The sequence below is a fragment of the Alteromonas sp. H02 genome (genome assembly GCF_059682525.1).
Window position 1 is genome coordinate 5,398,726 of sequence record NZ_CM185021.1, and the last position, 16,096, is coordinate 5,414,821.

13 protein-coding genes and 1 pseudogene are annotated in these 16,096 nt (G+C 44.9%); 11 read left to right on the forward strand and 3 right to left on the reverse strand.

The features are described 5' to 3' along the window. The first annotated feature begins 215 nt into the window (after positions 1 to 215). The 9 genes and pseudogenes from AC566Q_RS24890 (at position 216) to AC566Q_RS24930 (ending at position 11,348) form a co-directional block, all read left to right on the forward strand. A complete protein-coding gene (locus tag AC566Q_RS24890) occupies positions 216 to 431 on the forward strand; it encodes a helix-turn-helix domain-containing protein (protein ID WP_005458449.1) in 216 nt (71 codons plus the stop codon). A gap of 21 nt (positions 432 to 452) precedes the next feature. Beyond that, positions 453 to 2,754 (forward strand): annotated as a pseudogene (gene hsdR, locus AC566Q_RS24895) (EcoAI/FtnUII family type I restriction enzme subunit R). Position 2,755: 1 nt separating this feature from the next. Then, positions 2,756 to 4,531, forward strand: a complete 1,776-nt coding sequence (locus AC566Q_RS24900) for an AAA family ATPase (RefSeq protein ID WP_499612239.1) — start codon at positions 2,756 to 2,758, stop codon at positions 4,529 to 4,531. A gap of 3 nt (positions 4,532 to 4,534) precedes the next feature. After that, positions 4,535 to 6,013 (forward strand): class I SAM-dependent DNA methyltransferase, encoded by a 1,479-nt coding sequence (locus AC566Q_RS24905; RefSeq protein ID WP_499612240.1) that lies wholly within the window; start codon positions 4,535 to 4,537, stop codon positions 6,011 to 6,013. A 2-nt stretch (positions 6,014 to 6,015) separates the two neighbouring features. Next, a complete protein-coding gene (locus tag AC566Q_RS24910) occupies positions 6,016 to 7,218 on the forward strand; it encodes a restriction endonuclease subunit S (RefSeq protein ID WP_499612242.1) in 1,203 nt (400 codons plus the stop codon). Between the two features lie 9 nt (positions 7,219 to 7,227). Next, complete coding sequence (locus tag AC566Q_RS24915) at positions 7,228 to 8,370, forward strand: SIR2 family protein (protein ID WP_499612244.1); 1,143 nt, start codon at positions 7,228 to 7,230, stop codon at positions 8,368 to 8,370. Between the two features lies 1 nt (position 8,371). Beyond that, positions 8,372 to 10,114: an ATP-binding protein gene (locus tag AC566Q_RS24920; protein WP_499612246.1), complete on the forward strand. Its 1,743-nt coding sequence runs from the start codon at positions 8,372 to 8,374 to the stop codon at positions 10,112 to 10,114. A 17-nt stretch (positions 10,115 to 10,131) separates the two neighbouring features. Beyond that, positions 10,132 to 10,830 (forward strand): DUF3800 domain-containing protein, encoded by a 699-nt coding sequence (locus tag AC566Q_RS24925; protein ID WP_499612248.1) that lies wholly within the window; start codon positions 10,132 to 10,134, stop codon positions 10,828 to 10,830. A 2-nt stretch (positions 10,831 to 10,832) separates the two neighbouring features. Beyond that, positions 10,833 to 11,348: a hypothetical protein gene (locus AC566Q_RS24930; RefSeq protein WP_499612250.1), complete on the forward strand. Its 516-nt coding sequence runs from the start codon at positions 10,833 to 10,835 to the stop codon at positions 11,346 to 11,348. A gap of 118 nt (positions 11,349 to 11,466) precedes the next feature. On the opposite strand, the gene AC566Q_RS24935 is transcribed toward AC566Q_RS24930, so the two are convergent. Next, a complete protein-coding gene (locus AC566Q_RS24935) occupies positions 11,467 to 12,171 on the reverse strand; it encodes a hypothetical protein (protein WP_499612252.1) in 705 nt (234 codons plus the stop codon). 555 nt (positions 12,172 to 12,726) lie between these two features. On the opposite strand from AC566Q_RS24935, the gene AC566Q_RS24940 reads away from it, so the two are divergent. Together AC566Q_RS24940 and AC566Q_RS24945 are read left to right on the forward strand one after the other, a co-directional pair. Next, complete coding sequence (locus AC566Q_RS24940; RefSeq protein WP_273492824.1) at positions 12,727 to 13,779, forward strand: helix-turn-helix domain-containing protein; 1,053 nt, start codon at positions 12,727 to 12,729, stop codon at positions 13,777 to 13,779. Continuing rightward, a complete protein-coding gene (locus tag AC566Q_RS24945) occupies positions 13,780 to 14,259 on the forward strand; it encodes a PIN domain-containing protein (protein WP_095500538.1) in 480 nt (159 codons plus the stop codon). 132 nt (positions 14,260 to 14,391) lie between these two features. Here the strand turns inward: AC566Q_RS24945 and AC566Q_RS24950 are convergent, their stop codons facing one another. Together AC566Q_RS24950 and AC566Q_RS24955 are read right to left on the reverse strand one after the other, a co-directional pair. Beyond that, positions 14,392 to 14,730, reverse strand: a complete 339-nt coding sequence (locus AC566Q_RS24950; protein ID WP_499612255.1) for a hypothetical protein — start codon at positions 14,728 to 14,730, stop codon at positions 14,392 to 14,394. A gap of 1 nt (position 14,731) precedes the next feature. Then, positions 14,732 to 15,988: a tyrosine-type recombinase/integrase gene (locus tag AC566Q_RS24955; protein ID WP_499612257.1), complete on the reverse strand. Its 1,257-nt coding sequence runs from the start codon at positions 15,986 to 15,988 to the stop codon at positions 14,732 to 14,734. Between the last annotated feature and the right edge of the window lie 108 nt (positions 15,989 to 16,096).

Genomic DNA, 16,096 nt, shown 5'->3' on the forward strand with positions numbered 1-16,096 from the left:
AATAGCTAGCGAGGCTTGAAGTCCAATACAGACAATACCGCTAGAGGTATTCCCGTGAACCGCCAGCGTACCAATAACCAGCACCGAACGAATAACAAATACGCTCAATTATTTGGTTTTAACTCAAATAAGTTGAGAATAATCATAATCGTGGTAGGGTAAGCAACAGTGAAAAATCCCCAAGTTTATGGTTAAGAAAACACCGTGGAGAGAGCATGATCCGCTGCCACCTAGCCCGATTAATGGGTGAGAGAAAAATGCGCATTAGCGACGTGATGCGAGAAACCGGCCTAAGCCGTACCACCGTCACGCTACTGTACAAAGAAACCGCGCTCAAGGTGGACTTAGAGGCGCTCGATAAGCTGTGTGATTTATTTAACTGCCCATTGAGCGACATATTGGAAAAAATGCCAAGCGATAGACAGGGCTAAAAATCATCAAGGAGTGACGATATGTCGTCAGAAGCAGACACCAGAGCAAACTACATCGACCCAGCGTTAAAAGCCGCTCATTGGCAACCGGGCAATATCATTCGGGAGCACTACTTTACCGATGGCCGTAAGCTTGCTGGCGGTGTCCGTGGTCGTCGATTATCTGCTGCACAAAGACAATCGTTACCTTGCGGTTGTTGAAGCGAAAAAAGAATCTGAACATCCAACCAAAGGCCTTCAACAAGCCATCGACTATGCCAAGAAGCTACTCGTTCGCTTTGTCTATTCAAGCAACGGCAAACAAACCTATGAGTTCGATTTAGAAACGGGTAAAGGCGACTACATCGAGTTTTACCCGACACCACAAGAGCTTGAAAACCGCTACGCGGGTGTTAACTCGAACCTAGGCCAGCAGCTTCGTAATGTGCCCTTTCATTTAGAAGGCGCAATGCAGCCACGTTATTACCAAGAATTAGCGGTCCATGCCGCCACAGATGCCATTGGTAAAGGTAAGCCACGGGTGCTATTAACGCTGGCGACTGGTACAGGTAAAACCTTTATTGCCTTTCAAATCGTCCATAAACTGTTTCAGTCTCGTTGGAACAAAGAATCTCCGGGTACACGTAGGCCTAGAATTTTGTTTTTAGCCGATCGCAATATTTTGGCCGATCAAGCTATCAATACTTTTAACCCCTATGAAAAAGACCTTATTAAGATAAATGGGGAAGAGGTACGCAAACGTGGCGGTGTAGTGCCAACCAATGCGCATATCTTTTTTGCTATCTACCAAGCCATTGCTGAGCGAGAAAACATTGAAGGCTACTACAAAGCGTATCCAAGTGATTTCTTTGACCTTGTAATGATTGACGAGTGTCACCGTGGCAGTGCTAATGAGACGGGCTCTTGGCGAGCCATACTCGATCATTTTGGCAGTGCGGTGCATGTCGGCCTAACAGCTACACCGAAACGTGAAGCCAACGTGGATACCTATGATTACTTTGGTACACCTGCATTTGAATACTCATTAAAAGACGGCATCAACGATGGTTTCTTAACGCCATATCGTGTTAAGCGGGTACGTACCAACTTAGACGAGCTAGTGCTGACCAAAGATGACCAAGTGATCGAAGGTGAATCAGGGCAAGACGTCTATCAGGTAGAAGATTACGACAAAAAAATCGTCGTAGATGAACGTACCGAGCTGGTCGCAAAAGCCATTTTGGACAATATCAATCCACTAGAAAAAACCATCGTCTTTTGCGAAAACCAAAATCATGCACTGACCATGCGTGACATGATCAACAAACACAAAAAACTGAAAGATCCGCACTACTGCGTGCGCGTTACCAGTGATGAGGGCAAAGTCGGCCGCGAGCTACTAGAAAAATTCCAAGATAACGACAAAGACATCCCCACCATTATTACCTCCTCACAAATGTTAACCACAGGGGTGGATGCCCGTAACGTGCGTAACGTAGTGCTGGATAGAACCGTTGGCTCAATGGTGGAGTTTAAACAAATTGTCGGTCGCGGCACCCGTGTTTTTGATGGCAAAGACTATTTCACCATTGTCGATTTTCGCGGTGCAACCAATAAGTTTTACGACAAAGATTGGGATGGTGAACCCGAAGCACCAGAGCCAGGAGGTATTGGTGAGCCAACACCACCTTACACACCAGAACCACCCGGAGGAACAGATGGCCCAGAGCCTGAACCGGGTGAGCCAAAACCTCGGTTGAAAGTAAAGTTAGGCAAACACCGTGAACTGAAAGTCATTGACGTTGAAACTCGTTATATCGATGAAAACGGCAAACCTCTCACGGTGCAAGAATTTGTTGAGCGCTTGATCACCCAATTACCAGGGTTGTTTAAATCGGTTGAGGAATTGCGGCAGATATGGTCAGACCCAGACGAACGCGAAACCTTGCTCGGAAAACTCGTACAAGCAGGCTTTGATAAAGAGCAACTCGCCACACTTCGACGGATGTTTGAAGCAGAAGAGTGCGATATCTTCGATCTGCTGGCTTTTTTAGCCTTTGAACAGCCTATGGCAACCCGCAAAGCTCGTGCCGATCAAGTACGTACTAACAGCGCCTTCTTTAATCAGTACCAACAAGAAAAGGCACAGCAGTTTTTGCACTTTGTGCTTAACCGGTATGAGCAAACCGGCAGCACCGAGCTATCACGCGAGCGCTTGCCAGCACTTATCGAGCTATCAGGGTTGGGTACTGTCAAAGACGCCTCAACAGCATTCGGTGGAAAACCAGCCTATTTGCTAGCGGCTTTTAAGCAATTACAACAACAGCTTTATCACGTGAATTGAAATGGAATTAACACTCGCACCTAACCCGTTGCACGACCAGCCACAAACTTTAAACATCAATAAGGTTGCTACTTTAATTGGTGAAAATGGCAGCGGCAAATCCAGTATTTTACATTCAATCTTTAAGAAGCAGATTGAAGAGCCTAGTGGCACGCTTCAGCTGATCTGTGCTACTTCAGGACAAAATGAAAACTTCTCTACCTTTTTTGAACGAAGACTAACCTCTTTACGATCAAGGAAAGATATAAGTGACATTGATTTTTCGAGCCTTTTCTTTACTCAGAAAGATGTTCGCTTCCTTACGTTTCTCGCCTACACATTCAAGAACAGCGGCTTAGTTTTCAATTTTGTTAACAACCACAAGGCATTCAAGGATCAAGTTTCAGTTAAATTGAAACTGAAAATATCTGTTCCTGATACTTATATAAAAAATGTACAACAAGACCAGATAGCTGAAGCTAAAGACTATGAACACCCATCGATAAGAAAAAGACCTTTTAATCAGCGACTTGATACCTTTCTTGAAAGGATAGAAACACTTCCTGACCTTGATGCTCTGCTAGAAACAGGTAAAGGCTTAAAGTCAACCGAGGTAGAAGTAACTAATGAACAATTTTTTGATGTTTTTGATGGCTCTAGAGTTGATGCCACAAAATTTCTAATCGAAGGCTCATACAACGAATATTTCTTTTCAGCTTCTGAAGTATTGCTTTACCTAACTGATAATATTGAATTTTCATTGCTCAGTGATGGAGAGTATCAGTTTCTATTCGTAGCTTCACTAATTGATCTTTTTGATAGCACTTCTTCTCTCTTTATGTTTGATGAAGTTGACTCACACCTGCACCATAAAAACGTTGAGCTCCTGTGGGATATCCTAGGCAGAACTAAGGGTAAGGTCCTAACCACCACTCATTTGGTCGACTCAATCGCTGAGAATGACTTCGAATCATTGTTTTTGGTTGAAAATGGGCAGATAAAAAATGAGCAAAAGTCTCAAAAGTTATTGGAAAGATTGAAGGTTTTATCCAAAAGTAAGGTCGTCGAGTTAGAAATAGCCTCCAAATTGAACAACATTTGCTTGATTGATTACTACAACGATTGGAAGATTTTTGAGTTATTAGTAAAGCAGAAAGGGCTTGACTGGACGCCTCTGTCCTCAATAAATCCTATCGCCAAATCATCTGGTTACAGTTCAGCGGCGGACAGCTTTGGTGCGTCCAAGATCAAGTGGCTGAATGAGTTGAGAGATATGAAAGACTATATCAGGGCATGCAAAGCTGAGAAATATGGCAAAACGCCTGCGCTGCATGACCGCAAAGCAACCAACGTCTTTTTGGTATGCGATCGTGATGAACTGCCAGAAGCTAACATTCACGCACAAAGCGGTGTCAAGGTAGTTGGAGTTGATTACCCTGACAAATTTGACTTAGGTTTGCCTTGTCCAGAGAGAATAAACTGCCATTTGCTGACTTGGAAACGCCGCGAAATCAAAAACTATCTGCTGTCACACTCAGCTCTACAGCACCATGGTGTTTTAGATCAAATTAATAATGCTGAGATGTTAAGAGTGCCATGTTATTTACAACCAAACAACCCAGGTGATAACGACGATATCCGGCGACTGAATGCCAAAAGTGTTATTGATCCGCTGATCAATACCGAGGGTATTGGGCTCGACATTGACAAGCTCCAAGCCTATATCGACTTGATTCAAAAAGAAGAAATCAGCGAAGACATCACCAATATGTACAATTTTATTATCGGAAAACTATAAGCCATGTCATTACAACAAAAAATTGACCGAATTACCGACATACTGCGCCGCGACGATGGCATTAGTGGTGCTATGCACTATACCGAGCAAACCTCTTGGGTACTGTTCTTAAAGTTTTTGGATGATTATGAATCTGAAAAAGAAGATGAAGCAGTACTGTCAGGTAAAGCCTATCAACCTGTATTGGATGAAGAACATCGTTGGTCGAATTGGGCCTGCCCGAAAAATGCCGATGGCAAGCTAGACATCAACAAAGTTCGCACAGGTGATGACTTAACCGAGTACGTGAATAACGAGTTATTCCCTTACTTAAAGAGCTTTGCCAATGCCGCCGTTACCGGTTCAGACCCTAAATCCTTCGCCTATAAAATTGGTGCCATCTTCCAGTATTTAGACAACAAGGTGGCGTCTGGTCATACTTTGCGTGAAGTGCTGGATATTATCGATACACTGAATTTCCAGTCCAGTGATGAAATGTTTGAGCTCTCGCTAGTTTATGAAGGCTTATTGCAAAACATGGGCGATGCCGGTGGTTATGCGGGTGAGTTTTACACCCCGCGCCCAGTAGTGCGTGCCATGATTAAGGCCATTGACCCACAAGCCGGGCAAACCATTTACGATGCAGCGGCTGGCTCATGCGGATTTTTAGTGGAAGCCTTTGATCATCTAAAGGGCAAAAAGAACCAACTATCTACCGAGCAATGGGACTTTATCCAGCGCGATACCTTCTTTGGTTTTGAAAAAACTTCGCTGGCTTACGTCATGGGCATGATGAACATGATTTTGCATGGCATAGAGTCACCCAACTTGTTCCGTGGTAATACCCTGACCCAGAATATCCGTGATATTCAGGAAAAAGACCGTTACGACATTATTCTGGCTAACCCACCGTTTGGCGGGAAAGAAAAAGATCAGATCCAACAGAATTTCCCCATTAAAGCGAATGCCACCGAATTGCTGTTTTTGCAGCACTTTATGAAAACTCTGAAAAGTGGCGGTAAAGCAGCCATCGTAGTGCCAGAAGGCGTGCTGTTCCAAACCAACAGTGCGTTTAAACAGGTCAAACAAGAACTGCTGGAAAATTTTAACCTACACACCATTTTAAGCCTACCCGCTGGGGTATTTTTGCCATATTCGGGCGTAAAAACCAATGTGCTGTTTTTTGAGCGCAGCGGCGGCACCAGCGATGTCTGGTACTACGAATGTGAGCCTGAGCAAAAGCTCACCAAAAACAAACCAATCACCGACGAGCACCTTAAAGAATTTGTTGAGCTGTATAACAACCGCGAAACAACCGATCGTTCCTGGACGGTATCCGCCAGCAAATTGGCTGAAGATTTCGACCTGTCTGCCAAAAACCCAGCCAAGCAGAAAGATGCCGAGCATTTAGCACCTAGCGATATTCTTAAGCAGATCCGTACCAAAGAAAAGCTGGTGTCAGGCCTGTTGGATGAAATTGAAGACCTGTTGGCGGAGAAATAAGCATGGAGCAGGTTTTGTATCAATTACCGGAGGGCTGGAAATGGGAAACGTTAACAGATGTGACGCAATTTATTGGTGGTTCACAGCCACCTAAATCAGAGTTTTCCGATACGGCGAAAGATGGTTATGTGCGGCTGATTCAGATCAGGGACTATAAAACAGATGCTCACATTGTTTACGTCGATAGAAACTCAACAAAAAAATTCTGCAATCGTGACGATGTGATGATTGGCCGATACGGTCCACCTGTTTTCCAAATCTTACGAGGTCTAGAAGGGGCATATAATGTTGCTTTAATGAAAGCCGTGCCGGATGAGAATGTTTTAAGTAAAGACTACTTATTTGCCTTTTTACAGTCGAGCCCTATCCAGAGTTACATTGTGGGGCTATCTCAGAGAGCTGCTGGTCAGTCAGGCGTCAATAAGAAAGCTCTTGAAAACTATAGCATCCCAATTCCTCCCATGGCGGAACAAACACGCATCATCGAAAAGTTCGATGCACTGCTGACCCGCATTGACACCTCCATCGAGCATTTGCAGGAAAGCGTCGCATTGGCTGATGCGTTGTTTGAAAGTTCACAAAGTGAAATATTTAATGATGTCCTTAGCAACTATCAGCACAGCACAATTGATGAAATCTGCATCGTCACATCAAGTAAGAGAATTTTTAAAGCTGATTACGTTGAATCAGGCATTCCATTTTACAGAACAAAGGAAATCGTAGACCTATCCAAAGAGAAAAATATATCCACTGAACTGTTTATTGATAAAGAAAAGTTTTCCGAAATATGTGGCAAATTTGGAGCCCCTAAAAAGGGTGACTTATTATTCTCTGCCGTGGGTACGATTGGTGTCATGTGGATAGTTGATGAACGAGAGTTTTACTTTAAGGATGGAAACTTACTTTGGCTAAAAGACATGAACGGGGTTACCCCAGAATATCTTAAATCGGCAATTAGTGCGGTGTTAACCGAGAAAATTAAAGATAGAAGCCAAGGTGCTGCATATAAAGCCATATCGATCACTAACCTGAAAGCATTTGAGATTCCCCTTCCTTCAATAGAGGAGCAAAAATCAATTGTGGCTAAAATTGAGCATGTTAGTTCTGTGACAAAAAAGACAAAACAAGAACTTAGCCTGCAAATAAACGATTTACATAACCTAAAAGCATCAATTCTCGATTCCGCCTTTAAAGGCGAGCTCTAAGGAGGGAGTATGGCATTCGATACCACAGTTTTTGAACAGAAAGAGTTCAGAGAGGCAATTAACAAACTCGAAGAGTTGCTCTCACACTCAAAAGCGTTTCTGTTAGGTGCAGGGGCGAGTGTTTGCGCTGGGCTTCCATTAACAAATCAGCTAACAGCAAGAGCACTAAACAGTGACAAGCTCTCTGACGATTCAAAGCAGATATTGACTGCCATACAAAATTCTTTTGCTGGCGCAAATCCAGCTTCGCATATAGAAGACTACTTAAGCGAACTCGTAGATTGGCTTGCTATCACTGCTCGCCGAACAAATCGCAATGCAACGGCTAGCGATGTATCTATTGGTGGTACTGAATATAGTAATGATCAGCTATTAGCAGCGATAAACGAGATAAAACTCGCTATTTTTGACGTAATTAAAGTTGATGTAGATTCTGCTGTGCATGAGCGCTTTGTTCAGGCACTGCATCGACCAATGCGGCCAGGCAAAGACAGCCTTCCGAGCACCATTGATTATCTGGTGATGAACTACGACACGTTAATTGAAGACTCACTCGCACTATCACAATTGCGATATGCCGATGGTTTAGAAGGCGGCGTATCAGGATGGTGGAACCCTTCGACGTTTGAACAGAACAATCTAGATGCCAGAGTATTTAAGCTACATGGCTCCATCAATTGGGCTGAACATACTTCTTCATCAACACCATTGCGTATTGCTCCACATTTGAAGCGCAGCCAAGATCAAGCTGCGAAGATTATGATTTGGCCTGCATCGACTAAATACCGTGAAACTCAACTCGACCCCTACGCAAATTTAATGCACAGAGCAAGAGCTGTTTTAACCCCGCGAGATGGTAGCCAACGAGTTTTATTGATTGCAGGTTATAGCTTTGGCGATGCCCATATCAATCTAGAAATCGAACGTGGTTTAAGGGCTTCAAATGGCAATTTAACCGTGATTGCGTTTACCAGTGATGCCGAGCCTAGTGGCGCGCTGAAAATTTGGTATGAAGACAGCTCAATCAACGAACAAGTACTTATTTTTGCTGATAAGGGATTTTATCACGCCGATCACAAGGCAACCTCAGAAAATAGCATTGAATGGTGGAAGTTTGAAAATCTAACTCAGATCCTTGAAGGAGGTATTTGATATGGATAACAAATACATAAAACCCATTGAGAATCTCTCTATCGGGAAAATTATTGAGGTAGATGGCTCGCGTATTATCGCCGAACTCGACCCTACGATTTCAGACTTGTCCCGCGTATTTGCTGGTGAAAACTATCCGATTGGGCAGTTTGGCTCAATCATCAAAGTTCATTTTGGTCGCCGCTCCATTTATGGGTTAGTTAGTCGATTACGTATGAAGGCTGACTACCAACTAGAAAAGGGCTTGCCTGTTGCGTCTTCAGATGAGCGAATAATTGAAGCGGATTTATTTGGCGAAGGGGAATGGCGCAGGAAAGGTGAAAATGAGTTTTCCCTTGAGTTTGAACGCGGTGTTGCTACTTATCCACTACCACAACAAACTATTTATCTGACACCCAAATCAGAACTTAGGTTTATTTACGGTGACGCCAAAGGTGCGGTTATTCAACTTGGCGAGCATGTTGGCTCTGGCGGTGCACCTTGTTACGCTGAGTTGAATGAATTACTAGGTAAGCACACTGCCATCCTTGGCTCCACCGGTGCCGGTAAATCAGGCACTGTAGCGGCAGTTATTCACAGTATTCTCGAACGTGGCCAGATAGCCAATCATGAACACTGGCACCCACAAATTATTATCCTTGACCCACATAATGAATACGGCAAAGCGTTCCCCAAACACCAACGTTTATCAACCGATGAAGGTTCGCTAAAACTACCGTATTGGTTACTCGATTTAGAAGAGTCATTGAGCTTGTTTATCGGCAAGACCGAGTTTGCAGCAACCTCACAATCAAACATTGTTAAAAATGCCCTAATAGCGGTTCGTGAGCAGGCGGCTGATCAGCTTGGGCTTGATAAGAACCAATTAACGGTTGACTCGCCGATTCCTTATATCATTGGTGACAGCAGCGGACTTGATCACTTTGGAAAAAAGGATGGCGAGCTGTATACAGACGGATTAATCGGAGCTATTAACCAGCAAAGGCCATCTGGTGCGAATAAAAAAGACCACGAAGATTACAGTAAAGTAATTCGCAAGATTGATTCATTGCTAAAAGATGGTCGACTCAAATTTATGATGGAAAGCTGGGACGGTGACAAAGATCCGCTACCCGCTATCGTCAATCAATTCTTAACACAAAAAGCCACAGTGCAGATTGTTGACTTGTCTGGTGTACCCAATGAAGTGGCAGGGGTAGCTAGCGCCGCAATCGCGAGAATCGTATTTCAACTTAAAGTCTGGCAAACCGAAGCTGAACGGCAAAATAGCCCTGTATTTTTGGTGTGCGAAGAGGCACACCGATACGTACCGAATCGTGGTGAAGCTCAGTATGAGGCTGCTCAATCTGCAATTCGTAGAATTGCAAAGGAAGGCCGAAAATATGGCGTTGGTCTGTTATTAGTTTCGCAAAGACCAAGTGAAGTTGAGGCAACGGTATTGTCGCAATGTAATTCATGGATTGTACTTCGAATAACCAATGATGCCGACCGCGAGCATGTTCGTAGTGTGTTACCTGATTCGATGTCCGGTTTAACAAAAATGCTCTCCGGTTTAAGGCGTCAAGAGGCTATATTTGTCGGGCAAGCAGCAACGTTACCAACCAGAGTGATGATTCGCAGCTTGTCTGATGATCAACTACCTCGTTCGAATGATGTGGATTTTGACAAGGGTTGGCAGCAACGTGCAATGACGATAGAGCAGATTGGTGCGGTGGTTACGAAGTGGCGCTATCAGAGTAAGTAATTTATTGAGTACGAAGAATGACAACCTATAACGTCTATTGCGACGAAAGTCGCCATACATCAGACCCGTCTCAACACTATATTGTTATCGGTGCACTGCAATGCCCTCGTGAAGAAAAACACCGTATTGTTGGGCGCTTACATGGCCTGATGACTAAATATGGTATTAAGACCGAATTTGGCTGGAAAAAGCTATCGCCTAACAAGGCTGATTTTTATCGAAGCCTTATACAATTGTTTTCTGAAGAAAACTCACTTTCATTTCGATGTATTGTGGTCGACCGCAGGCAACTGAATCACAAACAGTGGAACGATGGGGATAAAGAGCTTGGTTTTTACAAGCTGTACTATCAATTGCTAGTCCACTGGCTTCAACCTGGCGACAGCTATCATGTATATCTTGATTGGCAGCAGAATGCTTCAAGTACACGCTTTGAAGAGTTACGTCAGATCTTGGCTCATAAGTTGTCTGGCCGCGCTAAGCTTGCTTGTTTAGAGCCAGTTGAATCACATAACCAACCACTGATACAACTCTCTGATTTATTGATGGGAGCGGTAGGATATAGCTGGAACGAAATGCAGAACCGACCTAATGCAAGTGCATTTAAAGCTGCGTTTGTTGATGAACTTGCGAGATCGTTAGGTAAGGCTAGCCTGCGTTACACCACAACCAAAGGCGAGCGAAACTTTAATATCTTCAATTGGCAGGGACGATAGCTGTGGCAGAAAGTTTGTGGCCGCAACTGCGGTTGAAAGCCGATAGCGAAGACGAGCTGATTGAGAAATACCGTCAGGTATATCTGGAAAATTATGTTCATGATGAAAATGGCAATGCCAGAGTATTTACCGATTGGTGTGGTGTAACCTACCAGTTTGGTGCGGGTGCTTTTGATCATGCCTTTACGGAGTCTACCAATTACCGAACCAGTGCAGGTATTCACGATGGCGGTTTCTCCAAAAAGCGTGCTAGACGAATAATGTGGATTAAAGAAGTGTTGGCTCTATCAGCCGGGACGGTGCAGCGTTACAGCCAATCTCGTCAAACCGATCGCGGTAAAACCGCAAAGCGTAGGACATTGGTCGTCGTTGAAGAAAAGTATGTAGTTGTATTTGATGATCCAAGGAAGGTCGGAGATCCACATTGGTTTGTCACAGCATTTCCAGCAGACCAAGCCTATTTTGATCGGATAAAGAGGACTAGCTTTTTAGTGGAAACTAAACAAGGAGGGAGATAAGCCCCAGTCTTATCGGCGACTGAGGCGCAGCCACGAACCAAAACACTAGGTAAAGGTTCAACCAGTTCCGAAGAACTTGGGTGAATTATGGTGCTCTTAATGAAAAATATCAAGCTATTTAGCCTTGTTGTTGAGTTTCGTTCTCGTTAACAAAGCATTTGTTCGTAATCCACACATCATTCTCCGGCCCACAAAGGTGGTGCAGCAGCGCTAGGTTGATCTGATGGCTGATCACGTTGCCGTTTCGTTTTCCGTTGTCTTTTCTCAAACCTCTAAGTAATAACCCCGTGCATGATTGGCCTATTTGCTCCGGCGAACTGGGCAGGCAAAAAGCGCGGTTTTGCTGTGTGGGGTGCAAGGTAGTGCGCTTTCCTGTTTTAGATAAAGGCGTAATGCACCAAAAGATACAGGCGTTGGCGGGGGTGTTTGCGTGCAATGTGTTGGTTTGAATCGTGCCATCCACATATACCGATAAAAAATCTGCCGGTAATAAATGCGCTGGTAACAAAACCAACCCGCCTTGCGCGTGGCCATCAACCTCAGGTAAAGGTAGCCAATACAGGTTTGGCCATTGCTCGGGGCTCTGCCATTTTTCTACGATCACTTGTGCGCCAATGCTATTTAGCCATTGGTGAATCGGGCAGCCTGGGTGCGCTTGTTTAACGCGCGGTAACTGATAGGTCAGCCAGCGGGTTAAGCGTTCGGTTGCATTCTCGCACTGGCTTAGTGCTGGGTAGAGGGTAAACGCGCCATGCCCAACCAGTAAAGCGACCACCTGCTGTATCCATTCTCTATCCCAATCGTTAGCACTTGCCCATAACACGTTACTTATCACCTTGTTGGTTCGTCATGCCGTCTATTTTCAGTCGTCGGGTGCAGACTCAGTGGTGAAATAGATGAAAGAAATGGCCATCAAACTAACCAATCAAATCGGTTGTTTATGATGACCTGTGCGCAGCTAACTGTTTGATATACATAGTCCAATGCGGCGCTGTTTGGCGGCATTTGGCTATTTAAAAAAAATCGAGACGCCAAACGATCGTTTGCATTTTGGGTTTAAAAAATCAAACGGTTTGTACTTTGGGCTCGAAGTTGGTTTAAGGCGCAAAAAGTGCCAAACCTTGCTTTGATCCAGTACTGGCAAGGCTTAGCAGCGTTGTATTTCAATCGAGAAGCCAAACAGTGAATGGGCTAATTTCCCTGTTTGGCGTTTCGATCCAAAAGCCAAACGGATAGTGGTTTTGGCGTATGGGGGTAAAGGCATGGGGAAGTGTGTGCGCGAACACGCGAATGATTGCCCTGTAAAACCAATCGACAAAAACGCCAACTTGGTTTATATTTTTAAAATAATTTTAGTTTTCATAAACCAGAGGTCTGTATGATTGGAGAGCGCATAAAACGAGCCCGTGCAGCCGCTGGCCTGTCGATGCAGGCCTTGGGTGAGCAAGTTGGTATTAGTGCCAACATGGTTAAAAAATACGAGCACGACCAGAGTATGCCTTCGTCGGGAGTTTTACTTAAATTGGCGACGGCTTTGTCGGTTCGTACTGAATACTTCTTTCGCCCAGCACAGGTGACTTTGGGTGAGGTGGAGTATCGTAAAAAAGCCTCAGCTTCAGCTAAGTTGCTAAAGAAGATTGAGTCTGATGTGGTTGACCAAGCAGAGCGCTGGTTAGCGCTTAAAAATGTATGGCCAAACTTCCCGATAGCGAGTTTTAACTACCACCCCGACGTTCCTGTTGTTAGTACTTTAGACGCAGTAGAGCAGGTTGCCACCAAAGTCCGTACTGATTGGCAGTTAGGTATGAATCCATTGCCAGACTTAATCGACTTGCTTGAGTCTAAAGGTATTTTGGTGATTGTCAGTAACGTACCCCAAGCCGATAAATTTGATGGGTTACAAGCCCAAATATCAGGGCAGCCAATTGTTGTTGTGTCTTCTCATTGGCCTGGTTGCCGCCAGCGGTTCACATTGGCGCATGAGCTTGGCCACCTTGTTTTACATGGCTTACTCGATGAATCCCTTGACGAAGAGATGGCCTGCAACCGCTTTGCTTCTGCGTTTTTACTGCCCGAAGTAGGCCTTTTTCAGCATCTAGGAGAGCGACGTTCGAACGTAGACCCCAAAGAGCTATATTTCCTGAAACACGAATATGGCTTAAGCATGGCAGCTTGTTTGTATCGCAGTGCCGACCTTGGTGTGATCACCGAAGAGAAAAAACGCCAAATATTTATACAGTTCTCAAAAAACGGTTGGCGAAAGCAAGAGCCTGGGAACCCTTTTCCACAAGAACAAACATTATTGTTTGAGCAGTTGGTTTATCGTGCATTGGCAGAGGGAATTGTTAGTGAATCGAAAGCCGCTGAGCTGTTACAGATGTCAGTGATGGCATTGCATAAGCAACGCCAAATGTTGGCTGAGGCTGTTTAAATGTATTTGTTGATCAGTGATGCCAATATCCTCATTGATCTCGAAGAAGGCCAATTATTAGGCGTCTTTTTCAATTTGCCTTACCAGTTCAAAGTTCCAGATGTGTTATTCCACGAGGAGTTAAGCGATCAACATGGCTATTTACTCGAGTTGGGGTTGTTGTTGGGGGAGTTAAGCCCTGAGTCTATGATGTACTCATTTGAACTGAGGCAAAAGTATGCTGGCCCTAGCATGAATGATTGCTTTGCACTTGCGTTGGCGAAACAAGAACAGTGTCCATTGCTAACTGGGGATATGGCGCTTAGGAAGGCGGCTGAAAAAGAAGCGATATTAGTTCAAGGTACGCTATGGGTTGTTGAGCAGCTCGTCACCCATGGTGTATTGTCAGTTGAAGAAGCTCAAGCTGCCTACGATAAAATGGCAAAAGCTGGTCGTCGCTTACCTTGGGCGCTTGCAAAGCAGCGTTTAACCCAATTATAAACTTTGCATAGCCCCAATTGCTCCATCCCTTGGGGCAGTTTAATATCCTCTTATTCACCCTCTAAAGCTCGGCATATCAAGTGTTGCCCCATTGTCCCAACTGCCCACGGTAAGTGAGCAAATGGGGGATTGTTAGTTTCGCCTGATGGGCCTTTTCGGCATGCGGCTGCGTTTGCCATCGAAGAAGGCCAATACTCTGAACCAATAGAGTGATTCTTCATACCCCAAGCTGTGCGTTGGACGTGCAGGCGGGATGAGTCCCAGTTTGCGTCCTAGGCTGACAATCACGTAGAACGTGAGTTTTAGTGTAAGCCAAGGAGTGAGTACCAAGAATACCATCAGGCAATACCGAGTAAGTGCGTAGCCTATACCATAAGGCTGTTCGAGTAGGGCAATGCCAATACACCAGCCAAGGCCTGCCAGCATGGCTATTGGAAAGGTAATGGGGGCGAGTCGTATCATCAGTTGCATGTTAACGCCCTCCTGTGTTGTGCTGTGAAGAGTGCTCAAAGTTCACCAGTGGTTCAACCACATCAGCTACGGTTTGATGGGCAATTCGGCGCTCTTCAAAGTAATCGTGGCGGTCGTAGATACCCTCAACGCCTTTTAGCTTATGGTTAAGACAGCGTTCGGCTACGTTGCCTGCAATGCCCAAAGAGGCAGCAAGGCTGCGAAAGGTGCGGCGTAAATCGTGTACGGTGAAGTGTTCAAGCTTGCCCATTTTATTGGGAGGCTGTTTTTTGCGCCCAGGCTCGCGACCAAAGAGTTTAGAAATGGCGCGGTTTAGCGTATCTGGCCCCATATGTGGACGATGGCTTGCTCGTCTGGCTGGGAAAACATAAGGTGAGCCACAAGCGCGGATTTGCAGCTCGTTAAACCAGGCAATGGCTTGGCGCGGTAAGGGGATGCTGATCGGCACGCCAGTTTTACTTCGTTCCTTGGGTAGATCCCACACGCCTGTGGTTAAATCCATTTCACGCCACATGGCTTCGCAAAGTTCGCTTTTGCGCACGCCCAATACCAAAAACAGGCAGCAAGCGAGGTAATTGTCGCGGCCAAAGCTATTGATATGGGTATGAAACACGCTAAAGGCGTAGTGAATTTCCTCTTTGCTGAGCATCCTGTCTTTACTAGACTCCACGCCACCGGCATCGTCTACGGTAAATGCTGCGGCTGGGTTGTTCAGCGTTAAGTCGAGCTTTATCGCATGCCGAAACAGCTGCTTCATGTACATCAAGGTATCGTTGGCAATGGTAGGGCGGTTACTTTCTCGAATGCGCTCTAATACTTCGCGCACATGTGTGGGGCGCACAGCTTGGATAGGAAGTTGACCAATCACTGGTGCAATCTCTTTGGTAAAAACACGTTTGAGTATATTGGGGTGCTTTAACCGGCGACTTAAGTCTTTGGCATACCAGTCTTGAAACAACTGACTGACATTTTGAATCTCAGGTATGGTTTCAATAGCACGGATTGCTAATGGGTCTTCACCTTGCTGAAGTTGTAGCTGCATTTTAGACGATTCAAGTCGAGCCTCTGCTAAGGTCATGCTTGGATATTGACCGAGCGTGGCTTCTCGTCGTCCGTTTAGGCTGGTATACCTTAGCATCCAATACGGCATGCCAGATTTTCTTACGCAAAAATATAGGCCATTACCATCACTGTATTTTTTGTTTGCTGCTGCGGTGCGAGCATAAGATTGCACCTGAGTTGCGGTTAGTTTTGCCATCGTTTGTTACTCTATATTCCTAAGAAATCGTTAAAATTTGCTCACCATTGCCCACCACTGTTTGTTTATCGATTGGTTCGATAGTTGAGTGATTGAACAATCTGCAAG

Coding starts and splice junctions, on each gene's coding strand:
- AC566Q_RS24905 (WP_499612240.1), top strand. CDS start 4,535: ATGTCATTACAACAAAAAATTGACCGAATTACCGACATACTGCGCCGC.
- AC566Q_RS24945 (WP_095500538.1), top strand. CDS start 13,780: ATGTATTTGTTGATCAGTGATGCCAATATCCTCATTGATCTCGAAGAA.
- AC566Q_RS24955 (WP_499612257.1), bottom strand. CDS start 15,988: ATGGCAAAACTAACCGCAACTCAGGTGCAATCTTATGCTCGCACCGCA.
- AC566Q_RS24915 (WP_499612244.1), top strand. CDS start 7,228: ATGGCATTCGATACCACAGTTTTTGAACAGAAAGAGTTCAGAGAGGCA.
- AC566Q_RS24940 (WP_273492824.1), top strand. CDS start 12,727: ATGATTGGAGAGCGCATAAAACGAGCCCGTGCAGCCGCTGGCCTGTCG.
- AC566Q_RS24900 (WP_499612239.1), top strand. CDS start 2,756: ATGGAATTAACACTCGCACCTAACCCGTTGCACGACCAGCCACAAACT.
- AC566Q_RS24920 (WP_499612246.1), top strand. CDS start 8,372: ATGGATAACAAATACATAAAACCCATTGAGAATCTCTCTATCGGGAAA.
- AC566Q_RS24890 (WP_005458449.1), top strand. CDS start 216: ATGATCCGCTGCCACCTAGCCCGATTAATGGGTGAGAGAAAAATGCGC.
- AC566Q_RS24925 (WP_499612248.1), top strand. CDS start 10,132: ATGACAACCTATAACGTCTATTGCGACGAAAGTCGCCATACATCAGAC.
- AC566Q_RS24950 (WP_499612255.1), bottom strand. CDS start 14,730: ATGCAACTGATGATACGACTCGCCCCCATTACCTTTCCAATAGCCATG.
- AC566Q_RS24910 (WP_499612242.1), top strand. CDS start 6,016: ATGGAGCAGGTTTTGTATCAATTACCGGAGGGCTGGAAATGGGAAACG.